Origin of the sequence: Endozoicomonas numazuensis (genome assembly GCF_000722635.1) — a bacterium.
GTDB lineage: Bacteria > Pseudomonadota > Gammaproteobacteria > Pseudomonadales > Endozoicomonadaceae > Endozoicomonas_A > Endozoicomonas_A numazuensis.
Genome location: NZ_JOKH01000001.1, coordinates 197485 through 219025 on the forward strand (window position 1 = coordinate 197485; position 21541 = coordinate 219025).

Consider the following 21541-nt stretch of genomic DNA (forward strand, 5'->3'; position numbering starts at 1 on the left):
GGCGTTAAGTGGCAGGGTGCATAGATTGGTTAGTAATCTGAAAGTGCCGTACAAGTAGAAAGAAGAAGGTGTGTACCATCTGGCGATCAAGATCAGGTGTATTATCCTTCTTGCAATGCCAGCGCAAGCAGTATGCTGTTTCTCAATTTTGGGCGGAGCTGGCAAGAGGTTTCAGGTTTTCTTTCCTTGTGCCACGACAGTACAGAGTTCGGAGTCCTTCAGTTCTGAGCAATAGACAACCATTTACAAGTGCTTTGCTTTTTTTTCTCCTCAGTGACTCTGAATCAGTGCTCAGCAAAAAACAGAAAATAGATTAATCTGCTGGCGGTGAGGTCAGGTGCCAAAATTATCAATGGAGTCTCGCCAGCCCAACCATTGTAGCGGCCAGGGCCACTTAACAAGTGCAGGCAAAAGGGACGCCTCACTGTGTTCGCCGCCCCTGCTGCAAGCGTTATGTTGCATCATCAAGAGTGGAGTTAATTTGAACATATCAGAGTGGAAGAGTAAAACCCTTCAAGATCTCACACTAATGGAGCTAGCATATGCTCATTTGGGCAAAGCTTCTTTTTATCAACTTAGAGATGGTTGCCTTAAATCTATTTTGCCAATTACCTTAAAAGAGATTAACCACTCTAAGCACATGGAATATTCGAAAAACTTTGTTCCAGTCGCTGGTGCATTTGCAGTTATTGAGCAAGTTGGCTTCTGCTATTCAAGAACAGATATACCCAAGCATTCAAATAATAAAGCAAGTCCTCTACTCAAATCATTGTATTATTTTGCGGGGTATCCAGAGGCTAGCATGGATATGAAAGCTCTGTATGCATTACGAAATTCATTTCTTCATAATGCTAGTTTAATGTCTATTGCTACGCACTCAAATAAGCCGAGCTTTTATTTTCAGTTCGATAGGCATATTGACGAAGTGGTGCAATATTCAAATACTCAATGGGATGGTAATATTGAGACATTTAATCCAGAAATGACAACACTAATAAATCCTGAAAAAATTATCGACCTTGCATCAATAGTTGTAGATAGTGCTCTAGATTGCATTGCAAATGAATTTTTACAAGTTAGCCTAAAGGGTGGTGAGAAAGAGCTTTATTATAGATTTCTCAAACATTTTAATTAATGCAACATAACAAAGCCTTCCAGTCGACGCGCCTTCGGCGCGCGGCTGAAGGCGGCGTTAGCTTCCCCAGAGAAAAACATTTACAATGTCGTAAAATAAATACAAGAATTTGGATTTTTATGAGACTGTCAATATACAAAGCTTATATTTTAATCGCCATAATCTTTCTCTCAGGTTGCTCTACAATAGAAAGCAAACAGAAGAGTTTGGTTATATCTGGAAATATTGAGTTACCCATACTTCTTGAAAACGATAAGTATTGGCTCGATAGTGGGCCTCTATTTATTTCAAGTTTAAGCCCTCTGATCACCTATCGAGTAATTAATAAGTCTGAAATAGAATTCGCTGAATCTGAAAAAACTGTATATAACTTTATTAAATCATCATTTTCCAATCCAGAAGGGATTAGTGAAGAGTCATTTTACAATTCTCACAAAGATTATAAATTAACCAAAAACAACAATAATAATATTGAGCTTTTTATTCTTTCTAATCGAGAAGAGTCAAAAGCATATATAGTTTCAGAGTCAATAGATTTCGGTATTGAAATTTTAATTCAAGACTCTGATAGTTTGTCGGTAATAAATAAATTATCCAAGGGAATAAAATTACTTTAAGGAGTAGTATGGTATGGAAACTTTAACAAACGAAGAGAAAAAAGAATTTCAGGATATTCTAAGCGTCTTTTATGGGAACCAAGCCTATAGCTGGAATATAAATTTAAAAGTTTTAAAACTTTTGGAACAACTACTTAGAAAAAATGAAGATTGCAACAAATACATGGATAAAGTTCCAAGGCCATTTTACTTTGGCAATGCTTTAAACTGGGCTAGCAAACAAGCAAGAAATGCAGTGATTAGGCACATAAAAGGAAGAAACAAAAGCTATTATATTTGCTTAAAAGGTTCTGCAATTGGTATGCGAACAAAGTTCCAACTCGCATCAATGGGGATATGAAGCTAACAAAAGCATGGAGTTCGTTCCGCCCTAAAGGGCTCCACCCGACGCGCCTTCGGCGCGCGGCTCATGCAAGCGTTATGTGCTAAGGAGTAAAAATTGACAAAGCATATATGGATTGAAAAAGATGATTTAAAGATCATGTTTGTCTATAAATTCGGATTCGATCACTCTCCTATGAATAAGCAGGAAATTGCTGATACGATAGGAGTTTCCATGGGCAGTATGAATTATCGAATAGGTAATTTCAAGGCAATCGAAGGTGAGGGCAAAGCTACAAATTATGCAAAACTTTCGCTTAAAATTTTCAATCAATATTCACACCTGTCTATGCAAGAACTCAAAGATATAGCGTTTTAGGAATAATTGCTATGGAAAAATATTCCGAATGGCCAAGAGAATGGAATTGTTCTGATGAAGATGAGAAACTCTCAAAAGAACTAACATCTATTTTTAAAGGTTTTTTAACAATGCTTAAAGAATCGAATCTTTCCGAAAAAACAATTCGAAGGCATAAGTCATCTTGTCATGCTTTAGGTGGATACATAATCAGTGAAATCTTTGGTTATGAACATGACATAGAATTGGCTGAACTACCTCCAAAAGAAATATTAAATAACTATATTACTCAATACGAAGGACCACTTATTTATCCGCAGCATGAAACTTGGCAAAAAGAAATAGATTCAACTTGTAAAAAACTATTTAAGTTTATAAATCAGCAGCGCACATAACAAATGCTTCCAGTTCGTTCCGGGGCTTTGCCCCTCCACCCGACGCCGCCTGCGGCGGCGCGGCTGAAGCAGGCGTTCAATGACTAAGGAGAGATAATGCCATACCCGATAGAAAGAAAATTGGTAATTGCTGTTTCATCAAGTGCATTATTTGATCTAAGTGAATCACACGCGGTCTATGTTGAGAGCGGGCCAAAAGAATACAAAAAATTCCAAGAAGAAAATCTGGATAAAATTCTTGAAAAAGGCCCTGCTTTCCCATTCATAAAGAGATTTTTAAATCTTAACAACCGATTTCAAAAACAGCAGCCTGTAGAAGTAGTTTTACTATCAAGAAACTCAGCAGCAACAGGAAAAAGAGTTTTTAGATCAATCAGCCATTACGGCCTTAATATTACCAGAGCCGCTTTCATGGAAGGTCGTTCTCCCTACGAATACATTCCCGCATTCAATGCATCACTCTTCCTTACTGCCAATGAAGGTGACGTTCTAAGTGCAATCGATGCTGGTTATCCCGCTGGAATTGTACTGCCAAGCAAGGTGGTGAATGATGATTCTGACGAAGAGCTTCGGATTGCTTTCGACTTCGATGGAGTTATAGCTGATGATGAATCTGAAACTGTTTTTAAAGATGGAGATTTACCAGATTTTCACCAGCATGAAACGGATAAGTCTCACATACCTCATAAACCAGGACCATTGGCAGACCTTTTCAAGAAATTAGCCTTTCTCCAGAAATTAGAGGAACGGGAAAAAGTTAGGGATGGAGAATATAAACAAATCATAAGAACAGCTATTGTCACTGCTAGAAATGCCCCATCACATGAAAGAGTGATCACAACACTTGAGGATTGGGGGGTTAGTGCAAATGAAACCTTCTTCCTTGGAGGTATGGTAAAAGACAGGATACTTAGCCGCTTGCAGCCTCATATGTTTTTTGATGACCAAAGAAGCCATCTAGAGTCTGAAGCAGGTGATATACCAATGGTTCACATACCCTTTGGCATTGCGAATAAACGTCATTGAACAAGTGCTTCAAATGGGACGCCTACGGCGCCCCTTAAGCAGGCGTTAAGTGGCAGGGTGCATAGATTGGTTAGTAATCTGAAAGTGTCGTACAAGTAGAAAGAAGAAGGTGTGTGCCATCTGGCGATCAAGATCAGGTGTATTATCCTTCTTGCAATGCCAGCGCAAGCAGTATGCTGTTTCTCAATTTTGGGCGGAGCTGGCAAGAGGTTTCAGGTTTTCTTTCCTTGTGCCACGACAGCACAGAGTTCGGAGTCCTTCAGTTCTGAGCAATAGACAACCATTTACAAGTGCTTTGCTTTTTTTTCTCCTCAGTGACTCTGAATCAGTGCTCAGCAAAAAACAGAAAATAGATTAATCTGCTGGCGGTGAGGTCAGGTGCCAAAAATATCAATGGAGTCTCGCCAGCCCAACCATCGTAGCGGCCAGGGCCACTTAACAAGTGCAGGCAAAAGGGACGCCTCACTGTGTTCGCCGCCCCTGCTGCAAGCGTTANACTGCTTTCATGTCCATATAAATTGGGTTTACCAGTAAGACTTTCGAGTGTAATCTTCGAGAAGTTTTTTAAAGCAATAAGAAAACATGCGGCCACTAAACCAAGACCTTGAGCCAGCCTTAGCCTTGATGGAATCTCAAGCTTTGATATTTGCTCAGAAATTCATCCCTGATTCAAAGCACCGCCGTGACTACATTCTCAAAACTAGAGAAGCTTCGCAAGAAATCAGAACCCAAGTTCGGTCTGGCAAGCTATGCTGGATTCAAGCAATAAGTGCAAGCGACTCCCCGGTGTAGACTTCGAGCGGAGTTCGCCCACCTAATACTTTTCTCGGCATGGTATTGATTAACAATTCAGCTTCTCGAATCTCTGCTGCTGTCAGCCCCCCGAGAGCCATTTTCTTAGGCCAGGTTCGACGGATGATGCCATTAGTATTCTCGTTCGTTCCTCTCTGGTAACTGGCATAAGGCTTGGCAAAAAATACATCAGCACTCACTGCTTTAGCTACCTTTTCATGAGCGGCAAACTCACCCCCGTTATCCAGTGTGATGGTGCAAACAGATGATACCCGTCCCAGCAATTTAATCATGCTATCTGCAACCGTTTCTGCTTGCTTGTTGTCCACTTTATCAATCAGTGTGAAGCGGCTTTTTCGGTCAACCAATGTCACCAGGTGAGCGTCCTGTCCAAATACCGTGTCACCTTCCCAGTCTCCCAGGCGAGACCGAAGATCTACAACCTCAGGACGTTCAGTAATATCAACGCGATTGGGTATCAGGGAACGTCCCGCCTTGCGTTTACCGCCCTTGCAGCGTCTCTTTCCAAAACGAGGCAGCTTCTTGTACAGTGTGCCTCCGCTGGCCTTGTTATCAGCGATACGAGCGTAAATAGTGGTATGGCTCAAGGTGATTTCAGGGATCTCGATTTTCATCCTGCAGCTGATGTTCTCAGGTGACCAGCCAAGCAGCAGACCATTTTCTATAATCGGCATTTGTCGTTCATCGACTTTACTGTATTTTCTGGCTGACACTCTACGATGAATAGCCATACTGTGAGCTGTCTCGGCACAATAACCGTTGCCATCAGTATTGCGTTGAAGCTCCCGAGATAAGGTGCCTGCACTGGTGCCAATTCTCTCTGCAATCTCTTTCTGCGTAAGACCTGTCCCAAGAAGAGCTTCGATCTGGTATCGTTGCCCCTGAGTCAGTTGCTTGTATAGTTTGGTTTGTGTATTCATTCCTGACTTCCATTTCTGAGTGTGAGAGCTACAGAATGTACCAGCAGCTGGCTCACATCTGAAATATCAGTCGATTGCACTTATTGTATTAATCCAGCATCTCCCCAAGCAGGAGCAAAAGCGGCATCTCAAATACGTAACACTATAATGGATGCGACTCGAGGTAAGCTTTCGAATGTTGGTAAAGCTTGGTCACACAACCTGAAAAATAGCGGCAAAACGCTTACACAGCTGGAAAGTCTTTACGCAAAAAGGATTTTTAACAGTAACTTTGAAAACCTCAATCAAGCTCAGAGAAACACAGTCTGGAAAGAGATTGTAACATCTGCTGGAAGACAGCGACCATCAGCCAATACCGGTGCCAAGGCAATGGGTATTGCTGGTCGAGCCTTAGTAGTTCTGGCTGTTGCGATGGTTGTTTACAATATATCTACCGCTGAGGATAAAACTAGACAGACAGCAAAAGAAGGTGCCATCTTAGCTTCAAGTGTTGGAGGAATGGCTGCTGGAGGTTATGTGGCCAGCCTAGCTTGTGGACCTGGCGCTTTTATTTGTGCTACTGCTTGGACATTTGCTCTTGGGGCTGCTGCCGCAGTCAGTGCTGAAATAACATTTGATATGATCTGGTGAATATAATGCTAGTAAATTTCATCAGAAATATTGCACCCTTTGTATTCTTCTCATTGTTTATGTTTGGGCTTTATTATCTTGGACATTTAACCCTGAAAGTTGCTTTATTTTCAATTGCAGCCTTTGTTGCTAGTGTTGCCGTGGCATCATTCACATATTACCTTGTTTTTAAGCGAGAACCTTGAAGAGGCTCTTGCCCTGTTTATCAGGATTGTGCCATGCACCTAACAAGTGCATGGAGTTCGTTCCGCCCTGAAGGGCTCCACCCGACGCGCCTTCGGCGCGCGGCTCATGCAGGCGTTAAGTGGCAGGGTGCATAGATTGGTTAGTAATCTGAAAGTGCCGTACAAGTAGAAAGAAGAAGGTGCGTACCATCTGGCGATCAAGATCAGGTGTATTATCCTTCTTGCAATGCCAGCGCAAGCAGTATGCTGTTTCTCAATTTTGGGCGGAGCTGGGAAGAGGTTTCAGGTTTTCTTTCCTTGTGCCACGACAGCACAGAGTTCGGAGTCCTTCAGTTCTGAGCAATAGACGACCATTTACAAGTGCTTTGCTTTTTTTTCTCCTCAGTGACTCTGAATCAGTGCTCAGCAAAAAACAGAAAATAGATTAATCTGCTGGCGGTGAGGTCAGGTGCCAAAAAATATCAATGGAGTCTCGCCAGCCCAACCATCGTAGCGGCCAGGGCCACTTAACAAGTGCAGGCAAAAGGGACGCCTCACTGTGTTCGCCGCCCCTGCTGCAAGCGTTATGTTTCTAGAGTATTAAAATGAGTTGTATTAATAATCTAAATGATGAAGCGAAATATAATTTTTTTGCTTCTATATTCACTAAGAACTATTTCTTATGGATTGGTTCTGGCTTTTCATATAATTTTGGATATGGAAGCTGGGAAGATGTACTAAAGTAAATGATCCACGTTCATAGAACGTGGTTTTGCTTTATGCCCCCTAAAAGGGGGCTAATACCGCCAGCCTTCAGAGAAGGCTGGTGAGAGTTGTCCCAAGATTGAAAATTATTTCCTGAAATCTATCTCCTGCTGGAGACGCTCTCTTTTCTCCTGATACTTCACATATTTGCGTATCATTTCTGCATCAACACCAACGGTATCAACACAATATCCCTTAGCCCAAAAGTGATTGCCCCAATATGGCCTCTTCTTCAAATACGGGAATTTCGAAAACAGCCTCAGAGCCGTACGACCCTTCACCGTTCCCAAAAGCGTTGAAATCGAAACCTTCGGAGGTACCTTCACCAGCAAATGTACATGGTCATTTTGGATGTTCAGCTCAACTACCGTACAACCAAGCTGACTACAAAATACCTGAATGCTGTTGTGAACATCAGCTTTTACAGCTCCGGTTAAGACACGAAACCGATACTTTGGTACCCAAACTATGTGGTATTGGCAATGCCAGATGACATGCGTTAACTTCTCAAATCTACTCATGTTACTTCCTATCTCTAGTAGTTGTGGGGACAACTCAGAGATAAGGAGTAGCATGGGTAGTTCATGGCAGGCGGAGCCAACCATTCATGACCACGTCCATAGGACGTGGATTTTCACGATGCATTAAAATCAGTGAACATATTGATTACCCATTAACTATTGATGTATCAAACCCTCTTAAAGCAGCAGAGCTGTTATCTGCATATTTTATATCAAAAGGTGGTAACGAAGTAGAATTTAACTCAATAGTTGCTGAATCATTAAAGAAGCTAAAGAAAGATGTTGAAAATCAAAGCTGGCTGAGACGATTCCAAGCATTCGCACCAAATATGCTGGTCACAACTAATTGGGATGATCAGTTAGAAAAAATATTTGATGGAATAGCTAATGTCGTAATTAGAAAAGACAAATGTCCTCAAGTATCAAATTCGGGAAGGAATATCCTCAAAATTCATGGTGATCTTAGTCGTCCAGATAGCATTGTAATAACACAGTCTCAATACTTCTCATTTCAAAGAGAGGATACATATCTAAATAGAAAAATTTATACACTATTCTCTGAAGCCTCACCAGTTTTCATAGGTTATAGCCTTACTGATCCAAATATTGGATTCATATATGATGAGGTTTATGCTCATCTGGGTGAGGAAAAACCACCTGCATATATGGTTGTACATCCAACTGTAAGTGATCACGTTTTACAAGAATCAAAACTTCTGTTTGAAAACAAGAATATTCACATAATAAAAGCAGATATTGAAACATTTTTGAAAGATTTAGCATCTGATTATAAGGAGTTTAAGAATTCTACAAAAAGATTCTTGATCGAGCATTCAATAATAAAAGAAAGATCATCAACTCTGATAACAAAAATAGTCACAAAAAAACCTATCGAAAGAGAAACAGTTTTAGAAACATTCTCTACAGTTGAATCTAGACACCAAGCAATAAGTGCCTTGGTTGAAATTCTAAACAATCAAGTATTATTCAAAGAATTTGGTGGTGAACTGTTATCCCCAGAGAATAGAATCTCTTATAGGGAAATTGATAGAATAACAGAATCTATTATCTGGATGACAAACGAATCAGGTTATACAAGTCCAGAAGTGAAAAACAAATTCTATTCCTCCATAATGAAATTATGTTCCAAATCTGATGGTGTATGGGATTTTGATCGGGCAGAAAGACCATTTTTAAACGTATTAAGGATTTCTCCAAAGCCTGTGCATGACATTTATGAAGATAGAATTAAGCATATAATTGAAATTCTAAAATGGTCCGCCCCTAGAGAAATCGGTAAGTGTTGGGGTACATGGAAAGTGTTCAGCCAATATACCAGTTGGCTTAGTGAACTAGATATACAACATATTTTGAATGTATTAGAACATGATGAAGTACTGGATTATCAAAAATCAGATAAACGATGGTTGCTAAAAATCAAAGAGAGTGAAAACTGTTCTGAATCTCAAAAAGCAATCATTGATCGGCTGACCGAAACATAACAAAAAGTTCCAGTTCGTTCCGGGGCTGCGCCCCTCCACCCGACGCCGCCGTCGGCGGCGCGGCTGAACTTGGCGTTAGGAGGTCAGTTCACATCTGAGAATGATAATGTCAGTATCAGTTACATGAATGTTATGAACATTTTCAGGTTTCTTGAGTCCTACTTATAAACCTAGAAAAAGGACTTTCTTCATGGACTCGATTTCTACAAATGTTACCCCTAATGCAGCAGTGGTGGATTCAAAAGATCTATCTAAAAGTAAAGGAACTGCATTTAATAGAAAAAGTAAATGATCCACGTTCATAGAACGTGGTTTTGCTTTATGCCCCCTAAAAGGGGGCTAATACCGCCAGCCTTCAGAGAAGGCTGGTGAGAGTTGTCCCAAGATTGAAAATTATTTCCTGAAATCTATCTCCTGCTGGAGACGCTCTCTTTTCTCCTGATACTTCACATATTTGCGTATCATTTCTGCATCAACACCAACGGTATCAACACAATATCCCTTAGCCCAAAAGTGATTGCCCCAATATGGCCTCTTCTTCAAATACGGGAATTTCGAAAACAGCCTCAGAGCCGTACGACCCTTCACCGTTCCCAAAAGCGTTGAAATCGAAACCTTCGGAGGTACCTTCACCAGCAAATGTACATGGTCATTTTGGATGTTCAGCTCAACTACCGTACAACCAAGCTGACTACAAAATACCTGAATGCTGTTGTGAACATCAGCTTTTACAGCTCCGGTTAAGACACGAAACCGATACTTTGGTACCCAAACTATGTGGTATTGGCAATGCCAGATGACATGCGTTAACTTCTCAAATCTACTCATGTTACTTCCTATCTCTAGTAGTTGTGGGGACAACTCAGAGATAAGGAGTAGCATGGGTAGTTCATGGCAGGCGGAGCCAACCATTCATGACCACGTCCATAGGACGTGGATTTTCACGATGCATTAAAATCTAGTGCAGCCAAATGCTATGTGCATATTGAGCTTGGTGCTGGAAATCCAGTTTTTAGATATGGTGACAGATATAAAAGTGATTATTCTCCAGCTATTAATCAAAAAGACATTCATTCTAGAGAATGCTCATGTGAGTATTGTGATTATTCAGAAAATACTGACAGATTTAAGATTCTAACATTAACCTTAGATAACATTTTAAAAAATAGAAAAGAAGAAGATAATTTAATTATCTATTTGAATGATCTCGACTTAACTGCTTTAGACCAAGCTGTGAAGCATCTAAAAAAACACATCACTATGAATTACAAAGATATTGAAAAAGAAATTCAAATTAAAAGTCTTCCAGGTAACTACTTTGATTTAAATCTGGAGTCACTGAATCCAGATTCAGTGCATTTAAAAAATCCTGAAACCACATTTTTCTACAAAATAGAGAAGAACTTCACTGCTACTATAGGTAAATTGATGGATGGCTGTTATAACTGTCAAGATAGAGGATTAGTTCTTATAGTTCCAAGAACTGTATGCAGGAATGATAATTTTGAGAAATTATTTTCTGATGCAAGTAATAATTCAGCCGGTGCGACATTAGAAAAATTCTTCTTGCCATTTGACGTAAGATATCGTTTCCCCAGATGGAAAGGCGACAGATCAGAATCTGAATACACTTCCTATCTATGCAAACCACCTAACAAAAAATTCCAGCAGACTGCCTTCGGCAGCTGCTGAATTTGGCGTTAAGTGGCAGGGTGCATAGATTGGTTAGTAATATGAAAGTGCCGTACAAGTAGAAAGAAGAAGGTGTGTACCATCTGGCGATCAAGATCAGGTGTATTATCCTTCTTGCAATGCCAGCGAAAGCAGTATGCTGTTTCTCAATTTTGGGCGGAGCTGGCAAGAGGTTTCAGGTTTTCTTTCCTTGTTCCACGACAGCACAGAGTTCGGAGTCCTTCAGTTCTGAGCAATAGACAACCATTTACAAGTGCTTTGCTTTTTTTTCTCCTCAGTGACTCTGAATCAGTGCTCAGTAAAAAACAGAAAATAGATTAATCTGCTGGCGGTGAGGTCAGGTGCCAAAAAATATCAATGGAGTCTCGCCAGCCCAACCATCGTAGCGGCCAGGGCCACTTAACAAGTGCAGACAAAAGGGACGCCTCACTGTGTTCGCCGCCCCTGCTGCAAACGTTAGGTGCTCAACATAAACTCCAGCCCAGTTTTAAAGCTAAAATATCTACTTTGAGAAATATCTCACCGATTACACCGATAAAATTTAATGCAATTGCTTTGGTTATTTTTCATATTCAGTAGTAAGGTATGAAATCATGGAGTTCAGAAAGCGGAAAGAAAAAGTCAGATTGAATAGGGTTGTAAATTTTTATGCATTACAAACTTTTGAAACGTATTTAAGGGAGTACAATATTTCTGATAAAGAAATTGAAAATCATTTATCAAACATTGATTTATTTATCAATGATTACCTGCTTAGGGGTGAGGTTTTAGCATGTCACAATGGAATCCATACCGTAGGAGAGTATTTAACAGAGTGGCTGGTAGAAAATTTCTCTGGAGTGAGTGAGGAAGATATAGAAAGCTATATGGACTCATTTATAAAATTCTATACTCTCAGCGTTAATAAAGGGTATCTTGAAAAAGATGATATGATAGAGTTTTACCAAATTATTGATGATGAAGTCAAACCATGGTTGGCCAAATTCCCGGAACAAAATCAACAACGCACCTAATCGGGTAGCCGGAGGTTTCTAACCTCCAGCCCCCACAACAGCCTGCATGCGGGTCCGCACAGGGCGTTTCATTAAGAATGGTGAAGCTTGATCCATCCGTCCCCCAGTGAAAACGTGGTCGAAAAGATTGTCGCCAAAGGCTGGCTTCGTATCATCACGCTGAGTCACGTCATTACCGGGCGGCATTCGTGTATTCAAGTCTGATAAGGCTCCTCCTTTATTCTTAATGTTCAGGCCTTCGCCGTGTCCCGGCCATTACGCCGGGCATTTGACTACTATGCCTTCTGCTGACTTCTGCTTAATCACCGGCAGAGTTGCCTCTGACTGACGGCGCTATCGGTGGTCATCCGGTTTGCTCGAACAGAGGGATGCATTCTGTTCGCCGAGCCTGTTGAGACCAGTGGCTGAGAACTGGAAAGTAACCGATCGCGTGTTAAGCAGATCTCCCCGGATAAGGACATGAACTGTCACTGCGCAACTGCATCCTTTACGGTGGCCGTCAGATCACGTGGCTTCGTTGTCTTATGCCAACTCGCCTCCAGCCTACGCCTCATAGGATGTTCTTGTTCATCAGCTCGCAGCTTTGCTAGCGGCTTCCTCCAGACCAGACCTCACGGGCTGGCCCTTGCCGTTCGCTAGTAGTTAGCGTTTAATCACAACAGGGTTTTCAACGGTGATCTTCCTACAGGGGACTTTCACCCCATAAGTTCATGCCCATGCCGGGCGTACACAAAAAAATCCAGCAGACCGCCTTCGGCGGCTGCTGATTTAGGCGTTAGCCGCTATACATAAATGAGAATTCAGTAAAATATGGAAAAACTATTTAATACATTTAATAAATATATTCAAGACTCTAGTTTGTTGATAAACGGATTAGAAGAGTCTCTGGAAGGAAAGCCTATTCCAAAAGCACTAAAAGATGCTTTTCAAACATATAAGAACAACAAATCAAAGTATATTGAACTTGTAAACACCAATTTAATATATAGTGAAATAGGTTTAAGTAGTGCAAAAAATGTTACTACTGGAGGCTCACTTATTGGTCATGCTGTTGCTAAATTCAAAGATGCAGATGCCAATACACGTAAAACTGGTGAAGAGATATTAAATTTATCTCAATCAGCTCAAAATCTAGTTGAAAATACACCAGTTGATTTCAATAAGATCAATGAAGATTACGATTCGGTTAAAGTTGAAAACCCTTTCAAAAACAATCTTGATGTTGAGTATGAAAAATATGAGAGAAGGATAAAAAAACTATTAAATGAAAACGAACTTCAAGTGGCAAAAATAAGAACTGAAACAGAAGAACTTGAAGGAAAAATAAAGAATGAACTTGATAAAGCTTCTAAAGCATATAACAGTGCCTTAAAGGAAATAAGAGACAAGAAGAAGCAAATTGATGATATTCTTGGGCATGTGTCCGGTAGAACAATAGCTGGCGATTTTGAGCAAAGTGCTTCAGATGAGAAAAAAATGGCTGATTGGTTGAGGTTTGCATCTATTGGTTGCATGCTTTTAATCGTTATAATCGTTGGGTATTCATTCTGGGAAAGTACAACAGAAAATTTTGATTGGCAAAGCTCCTCATTTAGAATTGTATTATCATTTTTTCTGTCTATACCTGCAGCATATCTAGCCAGGGAGTCATCTAAACATCGTAGTCAGCAAAACAGTCATTTGCAGACTGCACTCGATTTAAAAGCAATAACGCCGTACTTAGCCTCACTACCAGATGATGAGCAGCATAAAATAAAATCGCAAATTGCCAATAGAATATTTGCTAGCAATCAAAATCAAACAACATCTATTGATTCATTTCCTATAAATACGCAAGAAATATTAATTGAACTTATAAAGAAAATAGATTTAAAACCAACTCAGGGAAAAAATAGCTAGCCCCGCAGCTAATCGGGTAGCCGGAGGTTTCTAACCTCCAGCCCCCACAACACCCTGCATGCGGGTCCGCACAGGGCGTTTCATTAAGAATGGTGAAGCTTGATCCATCCGTCCCGCATTGAATAGAGCCCCTGTGATTTCAGATAAGCCAGCGATAGCACCTGATTGATACCCGGCGTTTTCGCGCTTCTCCACGGGCCTTTACTGCTTCGACCACAACCAACTGCCGTTCGGATTTCAACGCCAAGACGCATCAATTGTCTGATTTTTGTACGAGGCTTTCGCCACTGTCGCCAATAAGCCATGCGGATTCTGCGACGTATCCAGTGATCCAGATCGCAGCAGAGCTGATAGCCGTTGGCGGCTATGTTGCACTTAAAGGTTGAAAGCGGAGAAACTCCATAATTTTATTACCCAATCGATCAGGTGTTAGAGTTTGAATCCCGGTTAAAGCTCTACGCCAGCCCAGGTAATGTGGTAAGTATTTTGTCGCAACCCCATGAAAAATCCCTTCTATCCAGCCCTTAAGATGGCCATGATATGCATTGACATGTTGTAAGTGAAAGATTCCATCTAAAACCCTTTTGCCAGATGATGTCACCAGCTCCTTGAAGGTGAATCCCAGCTTCCTCGCAAGCTTCTCGTGAGCGAGACTTGCATCAGCACAAACAACAGTTTCAATATTGATTCGACCATTCAAATGACGACAAAGTTCGTCTGCACTCTCGTTATCAAGAATACCATCTACAGTGTGACAGTTGCGATCTCTGGCTACCATGACTGGGACTTTCCTGCATTCAGATTTCTTATCGGAGCCTCTTTTGCGAGCAGGTCTAGGCAGACCTTTCCTCTGCCCCTTAAACGACTCACGAAAGAATGTTTCGTCGATTTCCGCTATACCACCAAGCTCTGGTGCCTGATCATGCTCAATGGCTTGCAAAAAGCGATGACGCCAGCGGAATGAAGTTCCAAGCGATATTTGGCACTGCTTGGCAGCCGGACGAAGCGTGTGAGAGAATGAGTCATTCCTTTAAGATAACTGGACCATTTTTCGGGGTGCCTGAGTCGAGCCAATGGTGTTTTGGAAAAAGAGTTCAAAGTTTTATGGCAATCCTTGCAACGAAAACGCTGGCGCTGGTAGCGAATCCCCCACCGCTGTAGATCTTCAGAACCGCAGTGTGGGCATATTGGTGCCTTTATAAAGCCCTCTTCGATGGAGACAGCAATATCGGAAGGGGAATGTCGATCCGATAGTGCATTAAGCAGAATATTTTTCTGTTGATTTGTCAGTAACGAAATTGCATTAAGAACTTCTTGAAACTGCTGAGACTGCATAACCTAGCCTCCGGTTGAAGAACCTCGTGACAGTTTAGTCCTGTCAACCCTTTAGCGAAACATAGCCTGGAGTAAATAATGAAAAATACAATCCGACTAAAAAAATTCAATCCAAACGACCTCATCTTTAATGAAGATGAAACAGTCATAATCTTAAAGTTTATTTTTAAAAACAAACATATGTTGATAAATAGGTTAAGGATCAACAACGATACAAGATCATTCGCACAGGCTTTGTTACTTGAAGCAATAGATGCTTCTTACAGCTTAGGTTATGTTGAAGCGCTTTTTCGAAGTACTTCAAATCCAACTGTAGGAGTGAGAGAAATACTGAAAAAGTTTGGAAAAGACGCTTCTAAGCATTGGTTTAACAGCCATAATATTAAGAATTTGAAGGACATAAAAATATACGAAAGAGTAAGAGAAAAATTAGAGTTAAACTTTACTAGCATATTAGTTCTCCTAGCCAATGGAATTGCCCTCCGAGAAATCAACACTATGAAGTTGATTGCCTATGCAGATGGTAATAATAGTAAGGTTATTTGGGGTTAAAAATGAAAAAATTTATTCTTCCCCTTTTATTATTCATACTCTTGACTCCTACACTATTGATCCTATACGTATTGCAAAATACAGAAATTGATGATCTTGTGATATGTGCAACCAATGAAGAATCTGACCTTATTCCAATGAAGGCATGCAGTTATTATTTAATGAATTACAGAGCAAATGAAAAGGACATCCAAAATCTAGAGAATCAAGCCGGTTTAGGTTTTTTATTGAACATTGAAAACAAAGAAACAAGAAACACGCTTATAAAACTATTTATTGAAAACGGTATTGATATAAATAAGCCAAGTAATATAGATGGACTCCCTGCAATTCAAGGTGCAATATTACTAAATGACTCGGATCTTGTAGAAATATTACTTGAAAACAATGCAAGTATAAGTCAAAAAAACACCTTAAATGGGCTAAATGCTATAGAATTCATCAACCTTCTTAAATCTAAAAAACCATCAGTTGATCGCAGCATGGTTGAATCTCTGGTTCAAACAAAGCACATAACAAGTGGTTCCAGGTGACGCCTTCGGCGCACCTGAACCAAGCGTTAAGTGCTTCATATAGTGATTATCAAATAACCTGAATTCGTATCATAAGTGCATAACCTCTGTAATCAACTGATCGCTACACACCTTTGAAATGAATCAAGACTCAGGGGTACTCTGTTAGCGACGAAACCAAGCAGAGGAAGCCAAGGATGGCCTATACACACCTGAGCCTTGAAGAAAGACATTATATCGAACTTCAACTGAAAGAAGGAGTCTCTCAAAATAAGATTGCCAAGGCACTGGGGCGATCCCAGAGTAGCTTGTCCCGCGAGCTGGGCCGCAATACAGGACAAAGAGGCTACCGTCACAAGCAAGCGCACGGCAAGGCTGAAGAACGGCATAAGGAAAAGACCAAGTCGATAAAGCTTACTGATGACATTAAACAACGGATTGAGCGTGATATCAGAGAAGACTGGAGCCCTGAGCAAGTTGTCGGAAGGCTCGAGCAGGAAGGTGTCATAAAGCTTCATCATGAGACCGTTTACCAGTTCATACTGGAAGACAAAAAAACCGGTGGAACGCTTTATAAGCACTTGCGCCACCAAGGTAAAACGTACCGAAAACGATATGGTTCAGCCCATAATCGAACAGGCATTCCTAACCGTGTTGGCATAGAACACCGTCCGGAGATTGCTAATGACCGGAAACGGGTTGGAGACTGGGAAGCCGATACAATAATTGGCAAAAACCATAAAGGAGCCGTTGTCACAATGGATGAGCGCAAGACCAAGCTTCGCCTTGCAGTACCACTGCCAGGAAAGAAGGCGAAAGCAGTTAAACAGGCGATGGTTAGCTCTCTCAAGCCTTTAAAGAAGTTTGTCAAAACCATAACTTACGACAATGGAAGAGAATTTGTTGAGCATGAAGAGGTAGCAAAAGCTTTGAGCTGTGACAGCTATTTCGCTGTACCCTATCACTCATGGGAGAGAGGCCAGAATGAAAACGCTAATGGTCTGCTAAGGCAGTATTTTCCCAAGTCGATGGAGCTTGATAATGTCACAGACAAAGAAGTCATCATTGCGGTCGATAAGCTGAATGGTAGACCTAGAAAATGCCTGGGTTACAAAACCCCTTATGAGGCATTTAAAGAGTTAACAGGAATAGATGCAAGAAAAGTCATGGGTTATGCACTTATGACTTGAATTCAGGTAAGTTCAGTCATGAAATTATTTGATAATGGAATAAACTGATTTAGGAAAGCACTCAGGAATAGAGTTATTTCTCATATTACGTATTCAGAATAAATAATATGAGGCATACAATATTCGAAATTTAAGAGTGGAGACAATTAATGTTTGCTCGTGGCGATGATGGTGACCTTTTCTATGATTACAGAGGCAACCTCTGTGGTTATGATGATTTGTTCTATGACTACAAAGACAATCTTTGCTCAAAAGATGACCTCTTTTATGACAGTAAAGGTAACTTATGCAGTTCAGATGATCTTTTTTATGATAGTAAGGGAAATTTGTGCTCTCCTGACGATCTATATTATGATTGCAAAGGAAATTTGTGTTCACCAGGTGAGTCTACTGAAAGCTAAAACCCAGCAGTTAACAAAAAAATCCAGGTGACGCCTACGGCGCAACTGATTTGGGCGTTAGCTGCTCCAACATACCAATTAGTAATTTATCTAAAGTTACATTCATTGGGAGCTACCCATCTTATAAAAGTAAACTCAGTAGGAATGTAAGAAACCTCTTCAAATGACGCTATTTTTACAGTTAGGTATTGTTCGTTGACTTTAACAGAGTCAAGCTGCTCAAGATGAGAACCCCAATATTGTCCTAAGCTTTCTTGTAGCTGATATATGTGATAAAAGGTTGATACTTGATTTTCAATAACTCTTATGATTAAGAATAAAACATTGTGCATTGATCTAACTAAAACAGCTCGATCAATTTCTACAGACTGACTCTTCAAAGGAGCAGTTACTAACAATAATGAAAAAATAAATCGCATTAGTATTCTTTTCATAGAAGTTAAACTGACAATTATTGCTTGACACATCGAAAAAATTCAAAGTAAGCTAAAAGCTAAGTACCCCCCAGAGATTCAGGATCACAGGAGATTTTGAATCTTATAATGGTCATGTTTTTTTATATAGGAAAATATCTTATTAATCCTAAAAAGTTTTTTTAATAACTTAAACTCAGGTAGACGCAGCTAACAAATGCTTCCAGTTCGTACCGGGGCTTCGCCCCTCCACCCGACACCGGCGGCGCGGCTGAAGCAAGCGTTAGGCTTCAACAGTTCAAAATTATGGAACGTAATACCCAATAAGAACAGTGTCTTGAGCATTATGTGCAGGCAAATAACTTTTTACTGGTTGTTCATCAATAGCTTTAAAGTGACTGTAAAAGTCATCACATGCTGTCATACCACCTTTTTTATCACCAATAAAAATCACAGGCTTTTCGGAGCCCCACGCTTTTAAAACGTCATATGATACTGATACATTTGGTGGAGGCCAGCTCATTATTAGTACTTTTTTATCACTATATTTTTTGATGGCATCAATTGCATCTAAGGTTTCAACATCATAAAAACGGATTTTATCACTATCTGGGTCATCCCAAGATCTATCATCAGTTGCTATGACTTCAACCCCATTTTGTTTTAATGCTTTTGCAAGAAAACCATTACCGGACATTACTTCAAGACAAGAATTGCCTTTAACCCAGTTGACAAGCTCTGATACCCACTTATGATTTACCAGCGCCCAAATATCTAGACCTGATAATAAATCATTAAAAGCTTTTACATCATCAGTGAAACCGAGTTTTTCTATATAAGTTAAATCTGGGGAAATAAGCGGCACTTCATTATTTAAAATTGCATTTGTATAAAATTGAATTGCTTCAACTGTGTTTATAGCGGGTACATGTTGTGCTGATGCTATCACTTGTCTTGAAATAGACCTATGTTGTATTGGTTGTGCGATCGGGGCAGTTTCATCAGGCTCAACCTGTATTCCTACATCATTGCCATCACGAGTAATATCTGATTTTAATGGTACATCTCGATCACCATACAAATCGCTATCATCATCATCAACATAGACTGAAAAGTTATTGGTTGTTGCTCTATGAGTACCATCCATGTGTTAATTCCTAGTTAAGAACCTTATTAGAGAGTAGTATTTGTTGTTGTCTGTATCACTAACATGATGGTTTGAATAACCAACAAAGAAGCCTAACAAAAATTTCCAGGGGACTGCGCCTGCGGCGTAACTGCTCATTTTTTGTAGGCAAAAGTGCCGATTTCAAGAATGGTGCCCCTGATTTTACTGGGCTATAGTCAATCGACTCTAAAGTTTACCTACAAAGAATGAGCAGTTACCCTGCGGCGCAGCCCGGTGTTGCCGGAGTAACATTATTTTCATCTTCTGAAAGCAATGTACAATTTCTGACATTCTCACTAATATATTTTGTAGTTTGCTATCTATCTCTTTTTTCATGGTCGCTTCTTGGTGACAAAGCTACAGTAGTTCTGAACAGTGAATTCAGATTAAAACTGTTTAATCTATTAATGGGTATTTTATTGGTTTCTACAGCATGTTTCCTTCTGTATGTCCAGTTCAAATAAACATCAAACAACCCACATAACAAGTTGTTCCAGGTGACGCCTTCGGCGCACCTGAACCAGGCGTTATGTGCTATACAAAAAAATCTCACAAAAAGTTATGCTAAGATTTATCTTTTTTGAATAGTAGAGCCTTATGCATAATCGTCGCCATTTCTTAAAAATTTCGGCAAAAGGAGTTGCTATAATGCTTGCATATATATCTTCTACACACTTGTTTTCTGATGATTTCTGTTATGAAAATAATTGCAATAAGTTAAATTGGAAAAAGTTTTTGAAGAAGGTCAACAAGATTTCAAATAACCAATTTTCAAACAGCTGGGATCAAGAACTCTATGTACGAGAACTTATCTCAATAATGGCCACTTTAAATATTAAAGACTCAAATTTAATTGATCTATATTCTAGTTTCAAAAAAACTATCTTTGGGTTTCCAGAGCTAACTACAGTGTTTAAAGACGATAAGTTTGATGTGGTCATAATTGAATTTTTAAAAGGTGATAAAATCCCTTTACATAATCATCCTGACATGACAGGAGTTATTCTCTGCCTAGATGGTGAAGTTCGTATTGAAATCTTTAATCCAGTTGAAAATAATGGCTCATTTTCAGGTACTTTTATCCAGCTAAAAGAAGCAATTACCTTAACCAAAGGAAACTTTTCCACTTTAACCACACAAAGAGGAAACATACATTCTTTAGAGGCAACACAAGACTGTATACTATTGGATGTATTCACTCCTCCATACAGAGGCGATCGGCTAGAAAGATACAGGTGGTACACCCGATCTTCGCTTCCTGAACCTAATAGCCCTAATATCTACAAAGCTGTTGAGCATAAACAATTTCCAGGTTTCTAATGGAAAAATAATTTGAGCATCGCACATAACAAAAAATTCCAGGGGACTGCGCCTACGGCGCACCTGATTTGGGCGTTAACCTCGCATGGTAGAACCTGTGATTAAAATAGAGTTTGAGGAGCCTGAGAATGGATGGCTCCCCGTGAAAATTAAGAGTGGAGAAATAGAAGAGTATTTTCTAGCATCCAATATACCTGAAAACCCTGTGTATAGGCTTGAATCTGTTTTAGATTCAGCAATCACAGGCGTTGGTGGTGAAGTTTGTTGGCATTTGGAGCCTGTTGGGTATTTCTTAAAGATTTACCCAGCCAATAATAATTTTCACGTAACACTAGAATATTCTAATAATGCTATTGGTGGTAAAAGAGAGCAGTTATTTCATATCACGGGTGGTACCAAAGAAATAGTTTTACCAATTTGGCGTGCTTTACGTAAAATTCAGTCACATAATTATTCTGAATTTGGGGTTTCCCAAAAAGGCATGGAGTCAATTACTAAATATGTTAATGCGTATAAATTAAAAGGTTAATCGGGTAGCCGGAGGTTTCTAACCTCCAGCCCCCACAACACCCTGCATGCGGGTCCGCACAGGGCGTTTCATTAAGAATGGTGAAGCTTGATCCATCCGTCCCGCATTGAATAGAGCCCCTGTGATTTCAGATAAGCCAGCGATAGCACCTGATTGATACCCGGCGTTTTCGCGCTTCTCCACGGGCCTTTACTGCTTCGACCACAACCAACTGCCGTTCGGATTTCAACGCCAAGACGCATCAATTGTCTGATTTTTGTACGAGGCTTTCGCCACTGTCGCCAATAAGCCATGCGGATTCTGCGACGTATCCAGTGATCCAGATCGCAGCAGAGCTGATAGCCGTTGGC

24 protein-coding genes and 1 pseudogene are annotated in these 21541 nt (G+C 40.2%); 17 read left to right on the forward strand and 8 right to left on the reverse strand.

All coding sequences use genetic code 11. From position 1 onward, the window contains the following. The first annotated feature begins 352 nt into the window (after positions 1-352). From GZ78_RS00795 to GZ78_RS00820, 6 genes are all read left to right on the forward strand, one after another. Entirely contained in the window at positions 353-1135 is a 783-nt protein-coding gene (locus GZ78_RS00795) for a hypothetical protein (protein ID WP_034831996.1), read from the forward strand. A gap of 119 nt (positions 1136-1254) precedes the next feature. Beyond that, a complete protein-coding gene (locus tag GZ78_RS00800) occupies positions 1255-1752 on the forward strand; it encodes a hypothetical protein (RefSeq protein WP_236631452.1) in 498 nt (165 codons plus the stop codon). A gap of 13 nt (positions 1753-1765) precedes the next feature. Further along, the gene (locus GZ78_RS00805) at positions 1766-2092 is read left to right on the forward strand and encodes a hypothetical protein (RefSeq protein WP_034831999.1); all 327 of its coding nucleotides are present in this window, start codon (positions 1766-1768) and stop codon (positions 2090-2092) included. A gap of 99 nt (positions 2093-2191) precedes the next feature. Then, positions 2192-2452 (forward strand): hypothetical protein, encoded by a 261-nt coding sequence (locus GZ78_RS00810; protein WP_034832002.1) that lies wholly within the window; start codon positions 2192-2194, stop codon positions 2450-2452. An 11-nt stretch (positions 2453-2463) separates the two neighbouring features. Then, positions 2464-2826: a hypothetical protein gene (locus tag GZ78_RS00815; protein WP_034832004.1), complete on the forward strand. Its 363-nt coding sequence runs from the start codon at positions 2464-2466 to the stop codon at positions 2824-2826. A 96-nt stretch (positions 2827-2922) separates the two neighbouring features. Next, positions 2923-3852, forward strand: a complete 930-nt coding sequence (locus tag GZ78_RS00820; protein ID WP_034832006.1) for a 5'-nucleotidase — start codon at positions 2923-2925, stop codon at positions 3850-3852. A gap of 758 nt (positions 3853-4610) precedes the next feature. Here GZ78_RS00820 and GZ78_RS00825 read toward each other — a convergent pair. Further along, positions 4611-5585, reverse strand: coding sequence for an IS30 family transposase (locus GZ78_RS00825; RefSeq protein WP_034831994.1), 975 nt, complete (start codon positions 5583-5585; stop codon positions 4611-4613). Between the two features lie 147 nt (positions 5586-5732). On the opposite strand from GZ78_RS00825, the gene GZ78_RS00830 reads away from it, so the two are divergent. Next, on the forward strand, positions 5733-6215 hold the full coding sequence (locus GZ78_RS00830; protein WP_051785692.1) for a hypothetical protein: 483 nt from the start codon (positions 5733-5735) through the stop codon (positions 6213-6215). Positions 6216-7230: 1015 nt separating this feature from the next. Here GZ78_RS00830 and tnpA (GZ78_RS00840) read toward each other — a convergent pair. After that, complete coding sequence (gene tnpA / locus GZ78_RS00840; protein ID WP_034833922.1) at positions 7231-7665, reverse strand: IS200/IS605 family transposase; 435 nt, start codon at positions 7663-7665, stop codon at positions 7231-7233. Positions 7666-7751: 86 nt separating this feature from the next. On the opposite strand from tnpA (GZ78_RS00840), the gene GZ78_RS00845 reads away from it, so the two are divergent. Beyond that, entirely contained in the window at positions 7752-9167 is a 1416-nt protein-coding gene (locus tag GZ78_RS00845) for an SIR2 family NAD-dependent protein deacylase (protein WP_201772625.1), read from the forward strand. Positions 9168-9560: 393 nt separating this feature from the next. Here GZ78_RS00845 and tnpA (GZ78_RS00850) read toward each other — a convergent pair whose 3' ends face one another. Next, positions 9561-9995, reverse strand: coding sequence for an IS200/IS605 family transposase (gene tnpA, locus GZ78_RS00850; protein WP_034833922.1), 435 nt, complete (start codon positions 9993-9995; stop codon positions 9561-9563). Between the two features lie 105 nt (positions 9996-10100). Here tnpA (GZ78_RS00850) and GZ78_RS00855 point away from each other — a divergent pair, with 105 nt between their 5' ends. The 3 genes from GZ78_RS00855 (at position 10101) to GZ78_RS27030 (ending at position 13771) form a co-directional block, all read left to right on the forward strand. Then, positions 10101-10859, forward strand: a complete 759-nt coding sequence (locus GZ78_RS00855) for a hypothetical protein (protein ID WP_034832009.1) — start codon at positions 10101-10103, stop codon at positions 10857-10859. A gap of 593 nt (positions 10860-11452) precedes the next feature. Next, positions 11453-11872 carry a hypothetical protein gene (locus tag GZ78_RS00860; protein ID WP_034832011.1) on the forward strand — a complete coding sequence of 140 codons (420 nt, stop codon included), beginning with the start codon at positions 11453-11455 and terminating at the stop codon, positions 11870-11872. 810 nt (positions 11873-12682) lie between these two features. Continuing rightward, positions 12683-13771, forward strand: coding sequence for a hypothetical protein (locus GZ78_RS27030; RefSeq protein WP_051785693.1), 1089 nt, complete (start codon positions 12683-12685; stop codon positions 13769-13771). A gap of 83 nt (positions 13772-13854) precedes the next feature. On the opposite strand, the gene GZ78_RS28005 is transcribed toward GZ78_RS27030, so the two are convergent. After that, positions 13855-14139: a group II intron maturase-specific domain-containing protein gene (locus tag GZ78_RS28005; protein WP_330217601.1), complete on the reverse strand. Its 285-nt coding sequence runs from the start codon at positions 14137-14139 to the stop codon at positions 13855-13857. Then, positions 14136-15106: pseudogene (locus tag GZ78_RS28665) on the reverse strand (IS1595-like element ISEnu2 family transposase). Before GZ78_RS28665 ends, GZ78_RS28005 begins: the two are co-directional and overlap by 4 nt. A 78-nt stretch (positions 15107-15184) precedes the next feature. On the opposite strand from GZ78_RS28665, the gene GZ78_RS00875 reads away from it, so the two are divergent. The 4 genes from GZ78_RS00875 to GZ78_RS00890 all read left to right on the forward strand — a co-directional run bounded on the left by GZ78_RS00875 (position 15185) and on the right by GZ78_RS00890 (position 17761). Then, complete coding sequence (locus tag GZ78_RS00875) at positions 15185-15658, forward strand: hypothetical protein (RefSeq protein ID WP_034832012.1); 474 nt, start codon at positions 15185-15187, stop codon at positions 15656-15658. A gap of 2 nt (positions 15659-15660) precedes the next feature. Then, positions 15661-16191 (forward strand): hypothetical protein, encoded by a 531-nt coding sequence (locus tag GZ78_RS00880; protein ID WP_034832014.1) that lies wholly within the window; start codon positions 15661-15663, stop codon positions 16189-16191. Positions 16192-16367: 176 nt separating this feature from the next. After that, the gene (locus GZ78_RS00885) at positions 16368-17360 is read left to right on the forward strand and encodes an IS30 family transposase (protein ID WP_034832016.1); all 993 of its coding nucleotides are present in this window, start codon (positions 16368-16370) and stop codon (positions 17358-17360) included. Positions 17361-17509: 149 nt separating this feature from the next. Next, positions 17510-17761, forward strand: a complete 252-nt coding sequence (locus GZ78_RS00890; protein ID WP_152558478.1) for a hypothetical protein — start codon at positions 17510-17512, stop codon at positions 17759-17761. Between the two features lie 86 nt (positions 17762-17847). Here GZ78_RS00890 and GZ78_RS00895 read toward each other — a convergent pair whose 3' ends face one another. Both GZ78_RS00895 and GZ78_RS00900 read right to left on the reverse strand, forming a co-directional pair. Next, entirely contained in the window at positions 17848-18195 is a 348-nt protein-coding gene (locus GZ78_RS00895) for a hypothetical protein (protein WP_034832020.1), read from the reverse strand. Positions 18196-18478: 283 nt separating this feature from the next. Next, positions 18479-19321: a hypothetical protein gene (locus GZ78_RS00900; protein WP_034832022.1), complete on the reverse strand. Its 843-nt coding sequence runs from the start codon at positions 19319-19321 to the stop codon at positions 18479-18481. Positions 19322-19939: 618 nt separating this feature from the next. Between GZ78_RS00900 and GZ78_RS00905 the strand changes: the two genes are divergently transcribed. Beyond that, positions 19940-20662, forward strand: a complete 723-nt coding sequence (locus GZ78_RS00905) for a cupin domain-containing protein (protein ID WP_081869617.1) — start codon at positions 19940-19942, stop codon at positions 20660-20662. 97 nt (positions 20663-20759) lie between these two features. After that, the gene (locus GZ78_RS00910) at positions 20760-21191 is read left to right on the forward strand and encodes a hypothetical protein (protein WP_236631453.1); all 432 of its coding nucleotides are present in this window, start codon (positions 20760-20762) and stop codon (positions 21189-21191) included. 71 nt (positions 21192-21262) lie between these two features. Here the strand turns inward: GZ78_RS00910 and GZ78_RS28020 are convergent. Further along, positions 21263-21541, reverse strand: a 279-nt coding sequence (locus tag GZ78_RS28020) for a group II intron maturase-specific domain-containing protein (protein WP_330217593.1), incomplete at its 5' end; no start/stop codon positions are given.